17 protein-coding genes are annotated in these 16,204 nt (G+C 67.0%); 12 read left to right on the forward strand and 5 right to left on the reverse strand.

Annotation, left to right across the window (positions count from 1 at the left end):
* The 3 genes from A9W96_RS00915 to A9W96_RS00925 all read left to right on the forward strand — a co-directional run.
* The coding region (locus A9W96_RS00915; protein ID WP_156765065.1) for an amidohydrolase family protein at nucleotides 1-622 on the forward strand (622 nt) is incomplete at its 5' end.
* A gap of 276 nt (nucleotides 623-898) precedes the next feature.
* Complete coding sequence (locus tag A9W96_RS00920; RefSeq protein ID WP_067137411.1) at nucleotides 899-1,369, forward strand: GbsR/MarR family transcriptional regulator; 471 nt, start codon at nucleotides 899-901, stop codon at nucleotides 1,367-1,369.
* Nucleotides 1,366-2,187: a class I SAM-dependent methyltransferase gene (locus A9W96_RS00925; protein WP_067137414.1), complete on the forward strand. Its 822-nt coding sequence runs from the start codon at nucleotides 1,366-1,368 to the stop codon at nucleotides 2,185-2,187. Before A9W96_RS00920 ends, A9W96_RS00925 begins: the two co-directional genes overlap by 4 nt.
* Before the next feature lie 4 nt (nucleotides 2,188-2,191).
* Here A9W96_RS00925 and A9W96_RS00930 read toward each other — a convergent pair whose 3' ends face one another.
* On the reverse strand, nucleotides 2,192-3,211 hold the full coding sequence (locus A9W96_RS00930) for a nitronate monooxygenase family protein (RefSeq protein ID WP_197499358.1): 1,020 nt from the start codon (nucleotides 3,209-3,211) through the stop codon (nucleotides 2,192-2,194).
* Nucleotides 3,212-3,327: 116 nt separating this feature from the next.
* Between A9W96_RS00930 and A9W96_RS00935 the strand changes: the two genes are divergently transcribed.
* A complete protein-coding gene (locus A9W96_RS00935) occupies nucleotides 3,328-4,929 on the forward strand; it encodes an arylsulfatase (RefSeq protein ID WP_067137428.1) in 1,602 nt (533 codons plus the stop codon).
* A gap of 28 nt (nucleotides 4,930-4,957) precedes the next feature.
* Here A9W96_RS00935 and A9W96_RS00940 read toward each other — a convergent pair whose 3' ends face one another.
* Genes A9W96_RS00940 through A9W96_RS00950 form a run of 3 tightly spaced genes read right to left on the reverse strand, consistent with a single transcriptional unit; the run spans nucleotide 4,958 to nucleotide 7,106 of the window.
* Nucleotides 4,958-5,623 carry a class I SAM-dependent methyltransferase gene (locus tag A9W96_RS00940; RefSeq protein ID WP_067137418.1) on the reverse strand — a complete coding sequence of 222 codons (666 nt, stop codon included), beginning with the start codon at nucleotides 5,621-5,623 and terminating at the stop codon, nucleotides 4,958-4,960.
* A 38-nt stretch (nucleotides 5,624-5,661) separates the two neighbouring features.
* Entirely contained in the window at nucleotides 5,662-6,501 is an 840-nt protein-coding gene (locus tag A9W96_RS00945) for a sugar phosphate isomerase/epimerase (protein WP_067137420.1), read from the reverse strand.
* Nucleotides 6,498-7,106 carry a preprotein translocase subunit SecD gene (locus A9W96_RS00950; RefSeq protein ID WP_197497863.1) on the reverse strand — a complete coding sequence of 203 codons (609 nt, stop codon included), beginning with the start codon at nucleotides 7,104-7,106 and terminating at the stop codon, nucleotides 6,498-6,500. Before A9W96_RS00950 ends, A9W96_RS00945 begins: the two co-directional genes overlap by 4 nt.
* Nucleotides 7,107-7,323: 217 nt before the next feature.
* Between A9W96_RS00950 and A9W96_RS00955 the strand changes: the two genes are divergently transcribed.
* The 8 genes from A9W96_RS00955 (at nucleotide 7,324) to A9W96_RS00990 (ending at nucleotide 16,029) form a co-directional block, all read left to right on the forward strand.
* A complete protein-coding gene (locus A9W96_RS00955) occupies nucleotides 7,324-8,007 on the forward strand; it encodes a TetR/AcrR family transcriptional regulator (RefSeq protein WP_066866513.1) in 684 nt (227 codons plus the stop codon).
* A gap of 249 nt (nucleotides 8,008-8,256) precedes the next feature.
* Complete coding sequence (locus A9W96_RS00960) at nucleotides 8,257-9,459, forward strand: cytochrome P450 (RefSeq protein WP_066866515.1); 1,203 nt, start codon at nucleotides 8,257-8,259, stop codon at nucleotides 9,457-9,459.
* Nucleotides 9,459-10,295: a mycofactocin-coupled SDR family oxidoreductase gene (locus A9W96_RS00965; protein ID WP_067137430.1), complete on the forward strand. Its 837-nt coding sequence runs from the start codon at nucleotides 9,459-9,461 to the stop codon at nucleotides 10,293-10,295. The genes A9W96_RS00960 and A9W96_RS00965 overlap by 1 nt, the downstream gene beginning before the upstream one ends.
* Before the next feature lie 29 nt (nucleotides 10,296-10,324).
* A complete protein-coding gene (locus A9W96_RS00970) occupies nucleotides 10,325-11,293 on the forward strand; it encodes an enoyl-CoA hydratase/isomerase family protein (RefSeq protein WP_066866519.1) in 969 nt (322 codons plus the stop codon).
* A 19-nt stretch (nucleotides 11,294-11,312) separates the two neighbouring features.
* The gene (locus tag A9W96_RS00975) at nucleotides 11,313-13,664 is read left to right on the forward strand and encodes a CaiB/BaiF CoA-transferase family protein (protein ID WP_067137422.1); all 2,352 of its coding nucleotides are present in this window, start codon (nucleotides 11,313-11,315) and stop codon (nucleotides 13,662-13,664) included.
* On the forward strand, nucleotides 13,661-14,422 hold the full coding sequence (locus A9W96_RS00980; protein ID WP_067137424.1) for an SDR family NAD(P)-dependent oxidoreductase: 762 nt from the start codon (nucleotides 13,661-13,663) through the stop codon (nucleotides 14,420-14,422). Before A9W96_RS00975 ends, A9W96_RS00980 begins: the two co-directional genes overlap by 4 nt.
* Before the next feature lie 19 nt (nucleotides 14,423-14,441).
* A complete protein-coding gene (locus tag A9W96_RS00985) occupies nucleotides 14,442-15,719 on the forward strand; it encodes a hypothetical protein (protein ID WP_082971989.1) in 1,278 nt (425 codons plus the stop codon).
* Nucleotides 15,720-15,846: 127 nt separating this feature from the next.
* Nucleotides 15,847-16,029, forward strand: coding sequence for an excalibur calcium-binding domain-containing protein (locus A9W96_RS00990; RefSeq protein WP_066866538.1), 183 nt, complete (start codon nucleotides 15,847-15,849; stop codon nucleotides 16,027-16,029).
* 67 nt (nucleotides 16,030-16,096) lie between these two features.
* Here the strand turns inward: A9W96_RS00990 and A9W96_RS33185 are convergent.
* Nucleotides 16,097-16,204, reverse strand: a 108-nt coding sequence (locus A9W96_RS33185) for a hypothetical protein (RefSeq protein ID WP_369830808.1), incomplete at its 5' end; no start/stop codon positions are given.

The following is a 16,204-nucleotide window of genomic DNA, read 5'->3' on the forward strand; positions in this document are numbered from 1 at the left end:
GGCGATGCTGGGGCTGCCCAGCATCCACACCGACCACTGGGATCCGCTGATGGCGGCCTGCGCCGAGACCGGCACCGTGGTGAATCTGCACATCGGGTCGTCGGGGTCGTCACCGTCCACCACCGCCGATGCGCCGCCGGACGTGCAGGGCGTGCTGTTCTTCGCCTACGCCATCTCCGCGGCGGTCGACTGGCTGTACTCCGGGCTGCCCAGCCGGTTCCCCGACCTCAAGATCTGCCTGTCCGAGGGCGGCATCGGCTGGGTGGCGGGGCTGCTCGACCGCCTCGACCACATGCTCAGCTATCACGCCATGTACGGCACCTGGCAGGCGCTCGGCGAGACCCTGACCCCCGCCGAGGTGCTGACCCGCAACTTCTGGTTCTGTGCGGTCGAGGACAAGTCCTCGTTCGTGCAGCGCGACCGGATCGGCGTCGACAACATCATGCTGGAGGCCGACTACCCGCATTGCGACTCGACCTGGCCGCACACCCAGCAGACCATTCACGAACAAATCGGTGATCTGCCACCCGACGTCATCCGAAAGTTCAGCTGGGAGAACGCCTCTCGGTTGTACCGACACCCGGTGCCGGCCGCGGTGCAACGGGATCCCGAAGCGTTCTGACCGGTCCGCGCGGGCGCCCGAGCACAATGCGCAAAAGCCGAAAATCGCCCGTTGCGTGGGTATCGCGCACAAGCGAGCCATCGCCCGTATCGCTTTCGTAACTTCGATCGTAACGAGGTGCCGGGACCTTAATCGGCATCGCCACCGGTCGCGATCGGCAGCGTGCTGGGCATGCGGGCCGCCGCGGCCCAGGGGGCGGCCAGTTGACCTCGCACTGGCCCACCCGACGCCGCATAAGCTACGTTTAGTACGTACTGAACGCAGTTGGGAGTTTTGATGGCGCCGGACGAGGCCGAGTTCGTCGACCGCCTCGGGCTCTTCTTCGAACTCCTCGGCGCCACCCGGACCATGGGCCGGGTGTACGGGTGGCTGTTGATCTGCGATCCGCCGCAGCAGTCGTTGACCCAGCTGACCGAGGCGTTATCGGTGAGCAAGGCGTCGATCAGCACCGTCGCCCGGCAGCTGCTGGATGGCGGCATGGCGGAGCGGTTGCCCAGCCCGAACCGTCAGCACGTCTACCGCGTCAGGCCGGGCGGCTTCACCAGTGTCCTGGCGACTCAGCTGTCGCTGATGCGGTTGGGCATCGAACCCGCCGAGTACGCGCTGTCGATGCTGGGCGAGGACCGCGCCGAACAGCGGCAGCGCGTCGAGGATTTCCGCGATTTCTGTGAGTTCTGCACCCAGGCCTACGGCGAGCAACTCATGCGCATGTGGACCGAATACCGGGCGAAAAGGAAACGACCATGACCGCGACGGACAAAGTCGACTTCAGTTCCGTGTCCTGGGGTTCGGTGGAGTGGACGAATCTCGTCACGCTCTACCTGCGTGCCCACGAAAGCCGTTCGGAGCGGCCGATTCTGGGGGACAAGGCGGCCGCCGAAGCCGTGGACCGCATCGACTACGACTTCAAACGAATCCATCGGATGTCGTGGCCGGCGGCCAATCAGTACCTCGTCGCGCTGCGGGCCAAGCAGCTCGACAACTGGTGCGCCGACTTCCTCGCCCGCCATCCGGACGCGGTCGTCCTGCACCTGGGCTGTGGTTTGGACGGGCGCGCGTTTCGCCTCGGTGTGCCGCCGTCGGTGACCTGGTTCGACGTCGATCAGCCGAGCGTGATCGGGCTGCGCAGCAGGCTTTACGACGATACCGAGGGCTACCGGATGATCGGCTCGTCGGTGACCGAACTGCAGTGGCTCGATCAGGTCCCGACCGGCCGTCCGACGCTGATTGTTGCCGAGGGCCTGCTGATGTACCTGCCCGAGGACGACGTCCGGCGGCTACTGCAGCGGCTGATCGACCGATTCGCCGGCGGCGAAATGCATTTCGACACGCTGTCTGCCCTGGCGCCGCTGATGTCGAGGATCTTCACCCGGGGAATCATCAAATGGGGCATCCGTGACGCGCGCGAGATCGCGACATGGAATCCGCGGCTGCGCTTCCTCGAGCAGACACCCGTGCTGGCCGATTACCAGCGAATCCCTTCGGCCGCGGTGCGGTTGATCTACCGGGTGACGTGGCTGACCGCCGGCCGCCACTACGACGTGCTGAACCGCTTCGAGTACTGATCGGTCACAGGTCGGAGGCCAGCCGGCGCAGGATGTCGGCGGCGGGTTCCGCGGTCGCGTGCCGATATCCGGTGCCCGCCCAGAGGTGGACGTAGTCCGGCTTGCCCGCGGCCGCGGCGGCCTTGCGCAGCGGGCTGGTCAGGTAATGGATGGCGGGGTAGCCCGGTGGCGCCTCGGCTTCATGGGCCTCGATGAACGCGTTGCGCAGGCCGCGGGCGGGCCGGCCGGTGAAGGCCCGAGTCAGCACCGTCTCGGTGTATGCGGGATCGATCAGGGCCGCCTGATGAGTGGCCGAGGCGCCGCTCTCGGTGGCGCGCAGCAGCACGGTGCCCACCGCCGCCGCGGTCGCGCCGGCGCGGATCACCTCGGCCACCGCGGCGGGGGTGGCCAGGCCGCCGGTGGCCAGCACGGGCAGGGGCACCCGCGCGACGACCTGCCGGACCAGGTCGACGATCGGCACCGGCGTCAACGGCCGCTGCGGCGAGAGGGTGCCGGAGTGCCCACCGGCGTCGGCGGCCTGCACGGCGAGCATGTCGACGCCGGCGTCTAGCGCCTGCGCCGCCTCGTCGGCCGTGGTGACCGTCTGGACCACGACGCTGCCCGCCCGTCGCAGCGCGGCGATCACGTCGCGCGACGGTATGCCGAAAGTGAACGACACCATCGGAACGGGGTCGTCGAGCAACAGCGCGATCTTCTCGTCGAACTTGTCGTTGTCCTCGATCGGTTCGGGCGGCAGCGTCAGCCCGAACTGGTCGGCGTCGGCCTGCACTATCGCCGCGTAGGCGCGGTAGCGCTGCGGATCGACCGGCACCGGATTGGGCGCGAAGACGTTGACCCCGAACGGGATTCCTTCGGCGCGAACGGCTTTGATCTCGGCCTCGATGGCCTCGACGGTCTTGTATCCGGCCGCGAGCAAGCCCAGGGCACCGGCGCGGTTGGCGGCCGAGACCATCGCCGGGGTGGTCGGGCCACCCGACATCGGAGCCGCCACCAGCGGGATGGACATTCCAAACTGCGTCAACATCTTCATGCCCCTTCGCTGTTCGCAGTGCGGGCGGATAGAGCCCGCTTCGACAGTATCGACGTCGAGCGGGTGCGCATCATTCCGCCATGGCGACCGACCTGGCAGGATGCTTGAGCGTGACGCGCCCCAACTTCCTCGTCATCGTTGCAGACGACCTCGGGTTCTCCGATCTCGGCGCATTCGGCGGCGAAATCGAGACGCCCAATCTCGACCGGCTGGCCCACGCCGGTGTCCGGCTCACCGATTTCCACTCGGCCCCGGCCTGCTCGCCGACCCGGGCCATGCTGTTGACCGGGACCGACCACCACATCGCCGGCATCGGCACGATGCTCGAGGTCGCTTCCCCGGACTTCCGCGGCGCACCCGGGTACGAGGGCTACCTGAACCACCGGGTCGTCGCCCTGCCCGAACTGTTGCGCGACGCGGGATATCTGACGCTGATGTCGGGCAAATGGCACCTCGGCGCCACCATCGAGACCTCGCCGTGGGCGCGCGGCTTCGAGCGCTCGTTCGCCCTGCTGCCGGCCGGCGCCAGTCACTACGGCGGAGCGGGAGCGCGCGGATTCTCGCCCGTGCCAACGCTTTACACCGAAGACGACCGGTTCGTCACCGTCGGCGACGACTTTTATTCGTCGGACGCCTACACCGACACGCTGTTGCGGTATCTGGATGAGCGCGACGCAGACGACGACCGGCCGTTCTTCGCCTATCTGCCGTTCCAGGCTCCGCACTGGCCGCTGCAGGCGCCCGACGAATCCATCGCGAAATATCGGGGTCGCTACGACGCCGGGCCGGACGCGCTGCGCGAGGAGCGGCTGGCCGCACTCAAGCGGCTCGGCCTCTGTGCGCCCGACGTCGTCGCACACCCGGTGGTGGCCGACGGCGCGCCCGAGTGGGCCGACATGACCGACGAGCAGCGCGCGCGCTCGGCGCGCAGCATGGAGGTCTACGCCGGGATGGTCGACCGGATGGACCACAACGTCGGCCGGGTCATCGACTACCTCACGGCCAGCGGCGAACTCGACAACACCGTCGTCATCTTCCTGTCCGACAACGGCGCCGAGGGCGCGATCGTGGAGGCGATGCCACTGCGCGGACCCCAAATCGCCGCGCAGATCGAAAAGCATTGCGACAACAGCCTGGAGAACCTGGGCCGGCCCACGTCGTTCATCTGGTACGGCCCGCGCTGGGCGCAGGCCGCCACCGCGCCGTCACGCCTGCATAAGGCGTTCACCACCCAGGGCGGGATCCGCGTGACCGGCTTCGTCACCTGGCCCGGCTTCGCCCGCCAGCAGGAGATCGGCACCGCGTTCAGCACGGTCATGGACATCGCGCCGACCCTGTTGGAGCTGGCCGGCACCACGCACCCGGGCACGTCGTACCGCGGCCGCGCGGTGGCCCCCATGCGCGGCCGGTCACTGGTGGATTACCTGACGGGCGCCACCGAGACCGTGCACGACGCCGACACCGGCACCGGCTGGGAGTTGTTCGGCCGCCGCGCCATCCGCCAGGGTGACTGGAAGGCGCTGTACCTGCCCGCGCCGTACGGGCCGGGCGGCTGGCAGCTCTACGATCTGTCCGCCGATCCCGGTGAGATCGACGATCTGGCCGCCTCCCGGCCCGACAAGCTGGCCGAGCTGCTGGCGCTGTGGGATCGCTACGTCGAGGAAACCGGCGTGATCCTCGACCCCATCTCGGTGTACGACCTGCAACTCTGAGGACGCTGACCGTAACGTTCGCTAGCGATCACCCGCTGGGTCTTTGGGCCTCGAACAGCTCGACCGCACCGCTGTGCCGTGCCGCCAAGACTTCGAGTCCCGCGTCCGCCAGCCAGCGTTGCACGTCACCGGCCCGGGGCGTATCGCCGAAAAAGCCCGCCGCCCGCAGCGCGGTCACAAAACGATCCTGGCGCCAACCGCGACCGCGTACACAGGTGCTCCCGCGAAGAATCCCACCCGGCTTCAGCACGCGGGCGAGTTCGACGACCGCCGCTCGTGGGTCGGGAAGACAGTGCAGACCGTTGAACGTCAAGGCCAGGTCGAAGGTGTTGTCCGGGAAGGGCAGATCCGTGATATCGGCATCGGTGAACTCCATCAGGTCGGCCACGCCCAGCTGAGTTGCCCGACCGCGTGCCCGCCCGAGCATGTCCGAGGAAATGTCGGCGGCCACGTAGCGGCAATCCTGCCCGGGGCGCAGGCCGCGAAAGGCAAATCCGCCACCGCACGGGACGTCCAGCACACGGGCGCCGGCGGGAGCTTCACCGACGCGCCGAACCTCTTCCAGCAGGTCATGTAACGCCAACCCCCACAACGCTTTTGCGCCCACCGCAGCGACGCTGTCATGCATTGCGGCCGTGTTGTACAACGCCGATGCCACCCGAGCCGCACGCCAGCGCTCCGTTACCTGCCCCATCCGCTGACCCTAACCGGAAACTCGGGGCTACCGCTGCGTTACCCGGCCTGAACCTCCGACAGCAAGCGGCGTGCGGCCTCGACGCACGGACGTAGGCGGTCCAGCGGGCTCACCCCCGCCAACGCCAACGATCGCCGCGGCACTTCGATTTCGACCACCGTATCGGCGGGAAGCGCGGCAAGCAGGTCGTGCAGCGGAAGTTCGCCCTCACCGGGAACCATGCGCTCGAACATGGCCTCCTCCAGGTAGTTGTCGATGCGCGGCCGCAGCGTCGTGTCGTTGAGTTGGGCGTAGCCGATGCGATCGGCATCGATGGCGGCCAGTTCGGCGGCGCCGGAGCCCGACCGCACCAAGTGCATGGTGTCGATCAACAAGCGGAATTCGCGGCGTGCGACGTGTTCCGCGGCGGCCAGGGCGGCGCTCAGGTCGCCGATCGTCAGGCCGGGCACCGGTTCGACGACCGTCTCGATATTGCGCTGCGCCGCAAGCTCGGTCAGTGCGGCGAACTGGTCAAGGGTCCGGGCAAGGTCGGGGTCCACGCTGACCACATTGATCCTGGGGACACCGAGCTCGGCCACCACGTCGAGATCACCGCGCAGGGCGCTGACGTCGGCGCCGGGCACCACCAGAAACCCATCGCCCAGCGAGATGCTCACGCCCCGATCGCGCAGCGCCGCGAGCAGGTCGCCGCGCAGCGCGGCGTCGTCCTTCAACGAGAAACGGGGATAGCCCAGCGGTACCAGCGGCATCCCCTGCACGGCGACGGAGATGTGGCGGCATCCCAGCTTCGCGGCAAGACCCACCAATTCGATTGGTGGCAGCCCGAATACGCTGAGCATGCCGATGCCGAGGCGGTCCGCCCGCCCCGATGGTGTCATGCGGGGCGGCCCACAAGTTGCGCCAATTGCGCAGCGCCCTGGGCCGTTTGGGTGGTCAGCACGATCCGCCCCGAGGTGGCCGGTTGCTCGATGATCGGCGCCTCGAGCACCATGTTGTCCCGGATGAAGGCCATGTGGTCTTGCAGATGCTCGCCGGTGAATGCGGCCCAGGCGGCCGTCGACGGGGGATCCAGCACAAGGGTCAGTTCGTAATAGTCCGCAGTCAACGATTTCGGCGGGTCCACGTGCACGAGGCCCAGTTGCATGGTCTCGGGGCCCAACGTGTAGACGGTGGTTCGCCCGATGTCACAGGTGGTCAGGGTGTCCGTCGGCTTGGTCGGGGCGTTCGGATCGGTGGCCGGGCACTTGACGGCGGGAGTCGTGGGCTGCGACTTCGTCACCGGCCGCACCGGCAATGGGGCGATCTTGACCACCGGTGGGGGTGGCGGTGGCGGGGGCGCGATGGTGCTCGGCGGCGCGGTGGTCGATGAGCTGGACGGTGCGGGCCGGTGCGCGTGCTGGCAGCCGCTCATCGCGGCGGCGAGCAGGCCGAGCGACCCGAGCCAGGCGGCGGCATTGCGCACGCGCAAACGACGGTGAATCATCCGGACTGACTCTACTCGCCGGCCATTGGTTTTCCGTCCGACGGGAAGCCTTGCACCGCAATTTCTTTGGTGTGTATCAGCGTGGAACGTCGAATTCGGACACCCCGAGTCGGCGCCGTCGTCGGGGATGAGCTGCCTTTATCCGACACCCTGGCGCGGTGGAGAATGTGCCCTTTACTGACACTATAAATATAGAGTATGGTCGCGATTCAAGCTCATGGACAGACGACGAAAACCCAATCCCGCCGAGCGCCGCCGCGACCTGTGCGACGCGGCAATTCAGCTGTTGGCCGATGACGGGGCCAAGGGATTGAGCCATTTGAAGGTCGACCGCAAGGCCGGAGTGCCGGACGGAACGACCTCGTTTTATTTCCGCACCCGATCGGCGTTGCTGCGCGCGGTGGCCGAGCGCTCCGCCGAGCTCGACCTCGCCGAGCTGCAGGCGATCGCGGACAGCTCCGATGCCGACGCCGCACATCGCGCACCGTCGCGGTTGTCGCAGGTCGTCATCCAGGCCGGCAGCGATCCGCAGCTGTACCGAACCAGGGCCCGTTACGAGCTCACCATGCAGGCCACCCGCGACCCCGCATTGGCCGCGATCCTGCAGCAGGCCACCGACGAGTTCACCAAGCTGCACCGGGAAATCCTGGTGCAGCTCATGCCGCACGGCGCCGACCTGGATCCAGCCGTCGTCGAGGATCTGAGCAACGTCACCCTGACGTTCATCAACGGTCTGCTGCAGCGGTTCGCCCACGGCGACCGGATCATCGACAGCGCCGAACAGCTCGACGGGATCCTCTCGGCGATCGCCGCCGGGATTTTGAGGAGTTCGGACAAGGGGCGGCTCACCCAGACGGGTGGTCTGCGGCTGTTGGGCCGCGGGGCGGCCGGGTCGGGATGAGGGCGCCGACCGGACACGGCGCACCGGGCTCTGGCTCTTGCCAGGGCGTCCGCTGTATGGTTCTCTACGACAATAGAGTAAGCCCACGTTCATGCGTCGTTTTCTCCCGCGCTCGCGCAGCAGTGACAGCGACGCAATTAAGCGGAGTGTATAAATTGCCCGGACCGAATCCAGCGCTGCAACGCTGGCAGCGCTAGCCCTGGTGCAGGTAATGCGGGTACCGAAAAGTGCAGCGGTAGGAGGGTTTTCGTGACGGCGAGCACCGACAGCAGTGTTCGGTTCGATCCATACGATGTCGGGCTGATTGCCGACCCGTATCCGATGTTCGCGCGATTGCGCGAAGAGGCTCCGCTTTATTTCAACGCCGAATACGACTTTTACGCGGTGAGCCGTTACGCGGATGTCAGCAAGGCGCTCGTTGACCATGAGACGTACAGCTCCGCGCGGGGCGCCATCCTCGAGCTGATCAAGGCGAACCTCGAGATCCCGCCGGGCATGTTGATCTTCGAAGACCCGCCGATTCACGACGTGCACCGCAAGCTGCTGTCGCGGATGTTCACCCCGCGCCGGATCGCCGCGCTCGAGCCGATGATCCGCGACTTCTGCGCGCAACTGCTGGATCCGCTGGTGGGATCCGGACGCTTCGACTTCGTCACTGACTTGGGTGCGCAGATGCCGATGAAGGTGATCAGCATGTTGCTCGGCATCCCCGAAGACGACCAGGAGTACATCCGCGACCGCGGCAACGCCCAGCTACGCACCGAGGCCGGCAAGCCGATGGACGCCGCCCAGCATGGCCTGTCCGTGGGCGAGCAGTTCGAGGCCTACATCGACTGGCGCGCCGAGCATCCGTCCGACGACATCATGACCGAACTGCTCAACGTCGAATTCGTCGACGAGACCGGTACCACCCGCCGGCTGTCCCGCGAGGAGATCCTGGTCTACCTCAACGTCGTGGCCGGTGCCGGCAACGAGACGACGACACGGCTGATCGGTTGGTCCGGAAAGGTTCTCGCCGAACACCCCGACCAGCGTCGCGATCTCGTGGTCAATCCCACTCTCATCCCGCAGGCCATCGAGGAGTTGCTGCGCTACGAGCCGCCCGCCCCACACGTGTCGCGGTATGTCACCCGCGACGTCGTGGTGCACGACGAGACGGTGCCCGAAGGCAGCGTGATGATGATGCTCATCGGGTCGGCCTGCCGCGACGAGGCCCAATTCGGGCCCGACGCATCCGAATTCAACATTCACCGCGCGGTCCGCCCGCATCTGACCTTCAGCATGGGCACGCACTTCTGCCTGGGCTCGGCGCTGGCCCGCCTGGAGGGCCGCATCGCCCTGGAGGAGATCCTGAAGCGATTCCCCGAATGGGAGGTCGACCTGAACAGTGCCACCCTCAGTCCAACCTCCACGGTGCGGGGCTGGGAGTGTATGCCGGCGCTGGTGCCGTGATGACCGGCCGGGTCGAGGGCAAGGTGGCTTTCGTCAGCGGTGCCGCCCGCGGACAGGGCCGCAGCCACGCCGTGCGGCTGGCGCAGGAGGGCGCCGACATCATCGCGGTCGACGTCTGCGGGCCGATCGAGCACCTGGCTTATCCCCACTCGACACCGGAAGACCTCGCCGAGACCGCGGATCTGGTCAAAAACCTCGACCGGCGCATCGTCACCGCCCAGGTGGACGTCCGCGACTACGACGCGCTGAAGGGCGCGGTGGACGGCGGGGTGGAACAGCTCGGTCGCCTCGACATCATCGTCGCCAATGCCGGCGTCGGGACCGACGGCAGAAAGCTGCACAAGATCCGCGAGGATGTGTGGCAGGACATGATCGACATCAACCTCAGCGGTGTCTGGCACACGGTCAAAGCCGGTGTGCCACACATCCTTTCGGGCGGACGCGGCGGGTCCATCGTGCTCACCAGTTCGGTGGGCGGCCGCAAGGCCTACCCGAACACCGGTCACTACATCGCCGCCAAGCACGGCGTCATCGGCCTGATGCGAGCCTTCGCCGTCGAGTTGGGCCCGCACCTGATCCGGGTCAACTCCGTGCTGCCCACCCAGGTCAGCACCACGATGGTGATGAACGACAACACCTATCGGCTCTTTCGTCCCGATCTGGAAAATCCCGGACCCGACGACTTCGTCCCGATCTCGCAGATGATGCACACACTGCCGGTGCCTTGGGTGGATGCCATCGACATCAGCAACGCTGTCCTGTTCCTCGCCTCTGACGAATCTCGTTATGTCACCGGCGTTTCGCTTCCCGTCGACGCGGGCAGCTTGCTCAAATAGGCGCTAACCCCCAGTGAAAGAAGAAGCCCATGCCTGAATACGACTACGAAAAGCTGAAGAAGGAAGCCGAGCAGTACATCAAGTTCGAGAAGGACAAGAAGAACCGGATCGCCTACATCACGTTCAACCGCCCGGAAGAGCTCAACTCGACCACGCTGGGCATGCGGCAGAACTACGCGGACCTGATCCACAAGTGCAACGTGGACGACGACGTCAAGGTGGTCGTGATCCGCGGCGAGGGCCAGGACTTCGGCAGCGGCGGCGACCTACCCGAGCAGCGCCCGATGCTGGAGAACCCGGGCCTGCCGCTGCACCACGAGTTGGCGATCAACGACGACGACGTCAAGTACCCGCCGGGCGGCTCGTACCGGTACCTGTCCACCGTCACCGACTTCTACGCCAAGGCCCGCGCCGGAAACCGCCCGCTGCAGGAGCTTCGCAAGATCAGCATCATCGAGGCCAAGGGCTACTGCTACGGATGGCACTTCTATCAGGCCGGCGACGCAGACCTGGTGATCTCGTCCGACGACGCGCTGTTCGGGCACCCCGCCTTCCGTTACGTCGGTTGGGGACCGCGGCTGTGGTGGTGGGCCGAGACGATGGGCCTGCGCAAGTTCTCCGAAATGCTGTTCACCGGACGGCCGTTCAGCGCGAAGGAGATGTACGACTGCGGATTCGTCAACAGTGTGGTGCCCCGCGACCAGCTGGAGGCCGAGACGGAGAAGTACGCGCTGGCATGCTCGAAGTCGCGTCCGACCGACACCGTCGCGGTGCAGAAGACGTTCCTCGAGCTCTACAAGCAGCACAAGGGCGAGTACTTCGGCAGCCTGCTGACCGGCATGGTCGAGGGCATGTTGCCGATGATCAAAAACGACGCGGAAGAGGTCGACCTGACCGGGGGCACCTTCGAAAAGGGTCTGAACAATGTGGTCAAGGACAACGACCTCAACTTCCCGCCGGAGTGGCGCCTGAGCCGCTCGGGACGCGCGAAGCCCTGACCGATTTGGCGGGGCGTACATGTCCGCGCTGACGGGTATCAGGATCGTCGAGTTAGCCGAATCCGTCGCGGGCGAGTATTGCGGAAAGCTGCTGGCCGACTTCGGCGCCGAGGTGATCAAGATCGAGGCGCCGAAGCGCGGCAGCGCGACCCGCGCCATGGCGCCCGTCGTTGGCGACGGTTGCGAAGGCAGCGCCCTGTTCGCCTACCTCAACACCAACAAACGCTCGGTCGTTCTCGATCTCGGCTCGGCGGCCGACATCGAGCGGCTGCACCGGCTCATCGACACCGCCGACGCGGTAGTCGAAGGCCGGACCGCGGGCTGGTCCGCACAACACCCGTCGGTGGTCTGCTGCTCCATCACCCCGTACGGCGAAGGCGTGGCCGCCGAGTTCGACAATGCTCGCAGCATCAATGTCTTTCACGCCAGCGGCTGGGGATATCACACGCCGAGCCACCCCGACCCGACCAAGCCGCCGCTGCAGGGTCCCGGCCGCTTCCTGGCCGACTACGAGGCGGGGCTGGAGGCGGCGCTGTGCGTCGCGTCGTCATTGTGGGGACGTCTGCACACCGGGAACGGCGAGTTCATCGACATCTCCGAGCAGGCCGTGCTGGTGTCGCGCGCCGATTGCATCCTGGGCCGCCTCGTCACCGGCGAGGTGCCGGCCGACGGTGAGCGCGGCGATTACGATCAGGCGGGGCCGGCCTCGTTCTTTGCCTGCACCGACGGTTTCGTCTACTTGTACATGACCAGCCGGTCCCACTGGGCCGGGGTGAAACGCCTGATGGGACAACCGGATTGGCTCGACGGGTTCGAGGACGACTGGCTGGAGTTCTCCGTCACCGCCGAGAAGGTCACGGCTTTTCAGCGCGGCTTCGCCGCATGGGTCGCCGGCCTCGCCAAGGAGGAGGCCTCGGAACTGGCGCAGCGGCTCGGTGTGCCGCTGGTGCCCGTCAACGGCGCCGCGGACCTGCACCAGTCGCCGCAGTACCGCCATCGCGGTTTCTTCCAGCGGGTCCGCCATCCGGTGCTGGGTGACGCGGCGTATCCCACGGTGCCGTATGCGTTCAGCGCATCGCCCGCCCGGATCACCGGCGCCGCACCGCGGCTCGGCGAACACACCCGCGCGGTCATGGACAGCATCGACGCTCCGCGCACCCGGCCGGCGGTCAGGCCGGCCCAACTCAAGCCACCCAAGAACCCGCGGGGTGGGCCGCTGGAAGGGGTGCGCGTCGTCGAGCTCACCAAGGTGTGGGCCGGCCCGTACGCCGGAAAGCTGCTGGCGATGCTAGGCGCCGAAGTCATCAAGATCGAGACGGCCGACAGCCCCGAGGAGATGCGTGCCTACGGCGGCACGGACATCAACCATGCGCCCTACTTCTTGAGCATCAACCCCGAGATCCTCAGCGTTGACCTCGATATCAAATCGGCCGACGGGATGGCACGGCTGCGGGAGCTGATCGCCCGCAGCGATATCGTCCTCAACAACCTGCGCCCCGGCGCCATGGAACGCCAAGGCCTGGGGTACCGACAGCTCACCGAGATCAAGCCCGACATCATCTCGGTGTCGATCAAGATGTGGGGCAACGACGGGCCGCTGGGCCACCAAACCGGTTATGCGCCATGCTTTGCCGCGCTGGCCGGACCGGCAGCGCTGGTCGGCTACCCCGGCGGCCCGCCGCTGGGGACCAGCATGCGCTACGGCGATTCGACGGTCGGGGCCGCCGCGGCCTATGCCGCCGTGGTGGCATTGCTGCATCGCGAGTTCAGCGGCGCAGGGCAATTCGTCGATGTGTCGGCCGTGGAGACGCTCTCCTCGATGATCGGTGACTGCCTGTTGGAGCAGTCGCTGACCGGCCGGCAGCTGGGTCCGGCCGGCAACAACCATCCCGACATGTGCCCGCACGGCTGCTACCCGTGTGCCGACGGCGCCTGGGTCACGGTGGCGGTCGCGACCGACGCCGAATGGCTCCGGTTGTGCGAGGCGCTCGACGCCGCGACGCTGGCCGACGATCCCCGCTACGCGACGGGCGATTCGCGACACCGGCACGCCCGGGCGCTCGACGCGGACCTCGCCCGGCTCACCCGAGACCAGGACGCGGAGCGGCTCGCGCAGCACCTGCGCGCCGCCGGGGTGCCGGCCGCCAAGAGCGCCACTTCGGTGGATGTGATTGGGGATCAACGGTTGTGGGACCGAGAGCTGTACCGGTTCGTCACGGATCACCGCGAAGGTCAGCGGCCGGTGCTCGGGCCGTCCTGGCGGATGGCGCGTTCCCCCGCGCGGATCGCGCGCGGCGCGCCGGACCTCGGCGAGGACACCGACTACGTTTTACACGAGATACTCGGCACGCAACCGACGGGCGGAACATGACGACACTGGCGCGCGCAGCGGCCCTGGTCACCGGCGCCAGCAGCGGCATCGGCGCGGCGACGGCCCGAGCGCTGGCAGCGCAGGGCGCGGCGGTCGCCTTGCTGGCGCGCCGGGCCGACCGGCTGGAGGAGCTGAAGGCCGAGATCGAATCCGTCGGTGGGACAGCGCTGGTCGTGGCGGCCGACGTCACCGATGCCGAACAGGTGGCGTCCGCGGTGCGGCGCACCGTCGCGGAGCTGGGACGCCTTGACATCCTGGTGAACAACGCGGGCCTGATGCAGTCGGCGCCCGCGACCGAGGCGTCGCTGCGTGATTGGGACCAGATGGTGTCGGTCAACGTGCAGGGCGTCCTCTACGCCACGCGCGCGGCGCTTCCGCACCTGATCGAGGCGGCCGCCGACGCACCGCGCGGGGTGGCCGATCTGGTCACCATCAGTTCGACCGCCGGCTGGGTCGCGCGGCCGAACACCGCGGTGTATTCGCTGACCAAATTCGGGGTGAACGCCTTCAGCGAGGGCCTTCGCCAAGAGGTGCTGGGTAAGCGGGTCCGGGTCGGAGTGGTGGGTCCCGGAACCGTGGACACCGAGATCTTCAGTCACCTGGCCGAATCGTCGCGGGAGGCGTTCGAACGGCAGACGGCCGGCATGGTCATGCTGCGGCCCGAGGACATCGCTGATGCCGTGTTGTTCATGGTGACGCGAGACCGCCGGGTGGCGGTCAATCACATGTTGGTGCGCTCAGCCGAACAGACCTGGTAGCGGCGTGGCTTCGGACTGGGTGATCGGTGATCACCACGGATTGCCGTTCCCGGCCGACCCCGCGTCGTTGCGCAGCGGCGGGGCGGGGTTTTTGACCGAGGCGTTTCGGGCTTCCGGTGTGCTGGATGGCAACGGCGTGGCCCGGATCGGCGACTTCCGCGAGATCAGCGGTGGCAGCACCGGACGCAAGGCGGTGCTGTCGGTCGAATATGAAAGGCCCGCAGCGGGTCTGCACACCGACCTGTTCGTTAAGTTTTCCCGCGATTTCCACGACCCGGTGCGCGACCGCGGAAAGACCCAGATGCAGGCCGAGGTTCGGTTCGCCTCCTTGGCGCGAGCGCCCGGATTCCCCATCGCGGTGCCCAGCCCGCAGTTCGCGGACTACCACGGTCCGACCGGTACCGGGATATTGATCACCGAACGAATCCGCTTCGGCACTAACGGGATCGAGCCGCAATACCACAAGTGCCTCGACTACGAGATGCTTAATCCGCTGGAGCATTACCGTGCGCTGCTGACCGCGCTGGCGCGGCTTGCCGGCACGCACCGGTCCGGCCGGCTGCCCGCGGACCAGACCGCGCACTTTCCGCTGGATGTGCAGGCCGCGACGGTGGGGGAGCGGGTGCCGCTACCGGCGGGCAAACTGGAACGGCGGATCGACCGGCTGGCCGAGTTCATCCGTACCCATCCCGGGCTGGTGCCCGCCGGCACCGGCTCACCGGAATTCCTGGCGCGCATGGCCGATGAGGCGCCCCGATTGGCGCAGTATGAAAACATTGTCGCCGATCACCTGGCCGCCGACGCCGACTACGTTGCACTTTGCCACTGGAACGCCAACATCGACAACGCGTGGTTTTGGCGAGACGTCGACGGCACGCTGCGCTGTGGATTGATGGACTGGGGATGCGTCAGCCAGATGAACCTCGGCATGGCGTTGTGGGGAGCCATGTCCGGCGCCGAAAACGACATGTGGGACACCCATCTCGACGACTTATTGGAACTATTTGTCGCGGAGTTTCAACGCTGTGGCGGTCCACACCTGGAGCCGGACAGGTTGCGCCGGCACACGCTGCTGTATGCGGCGGTGATGGGTGTGGCCTGGCTGTTGGACGTTCCGGCGTTGCTGCGCAGGCGATTCGACGCCGCGCCGAGCAGCCGCACGGACCCGCGGATCAGGGCCGACGAGAGCGTGCGGGCGCCCCTGCAGATGCTGTCGAACCTGCTGTTGCTGTGGCAGCGGTACCGCATCGGAGACCTGCTCGACGAGGCACTCGCCGAAGGTGTTCGACTGAGCTAGCGCCCGACCTCGGGCGCCGGTCCAGATCATGCTTCAATTCGCCTCCGAAATGTAGTGCTCACGATAAAATCCATCCGCACACAGGAGGATTGAGCTACCAATGATGACTCGTCTGGTTATGGCGGGAATGGCCGCAACCGCCATGTTTGTCGGCATCGGCGCGACCATCGCGCCCCCTGCACAGGCAGGTCCGCCCTACAGGAACTGCAGCGAAGCCCGCAAAGATGGCCGGTACAACATCCCCAGGGGCGATCCCGCTTACCAGCAGAAGCTGGACCGCGACAACGACGGTATTGCTTGCGAGTCGTAGCACTGCCGGTCAGCGCACCTCGGAAAGGCTCCACCGCACCCTGCACTTGCACAACGAGTTTCGTGTGCTACGGCTCACCGTCGTCTCCGTCGCGCAGGAGTTTTTCGGGGTGGTGGAAGGTGTTGGTGCGGGGTTGGCCGGTGTCGAGGTGTGGGGGTGGTTTCCATTGGGTGTC

Origin of the sequence: Mycobacterium sp. 1245852.3 (assembly GCF_001669335.1) — a bacterium.
Lineage (GTDB): Bacteria > Actinomycetota > Actinomycetes > Mycobacteriales > Mycobacteriaceae > Mycobacterium > Mycobacterium europaeum_A.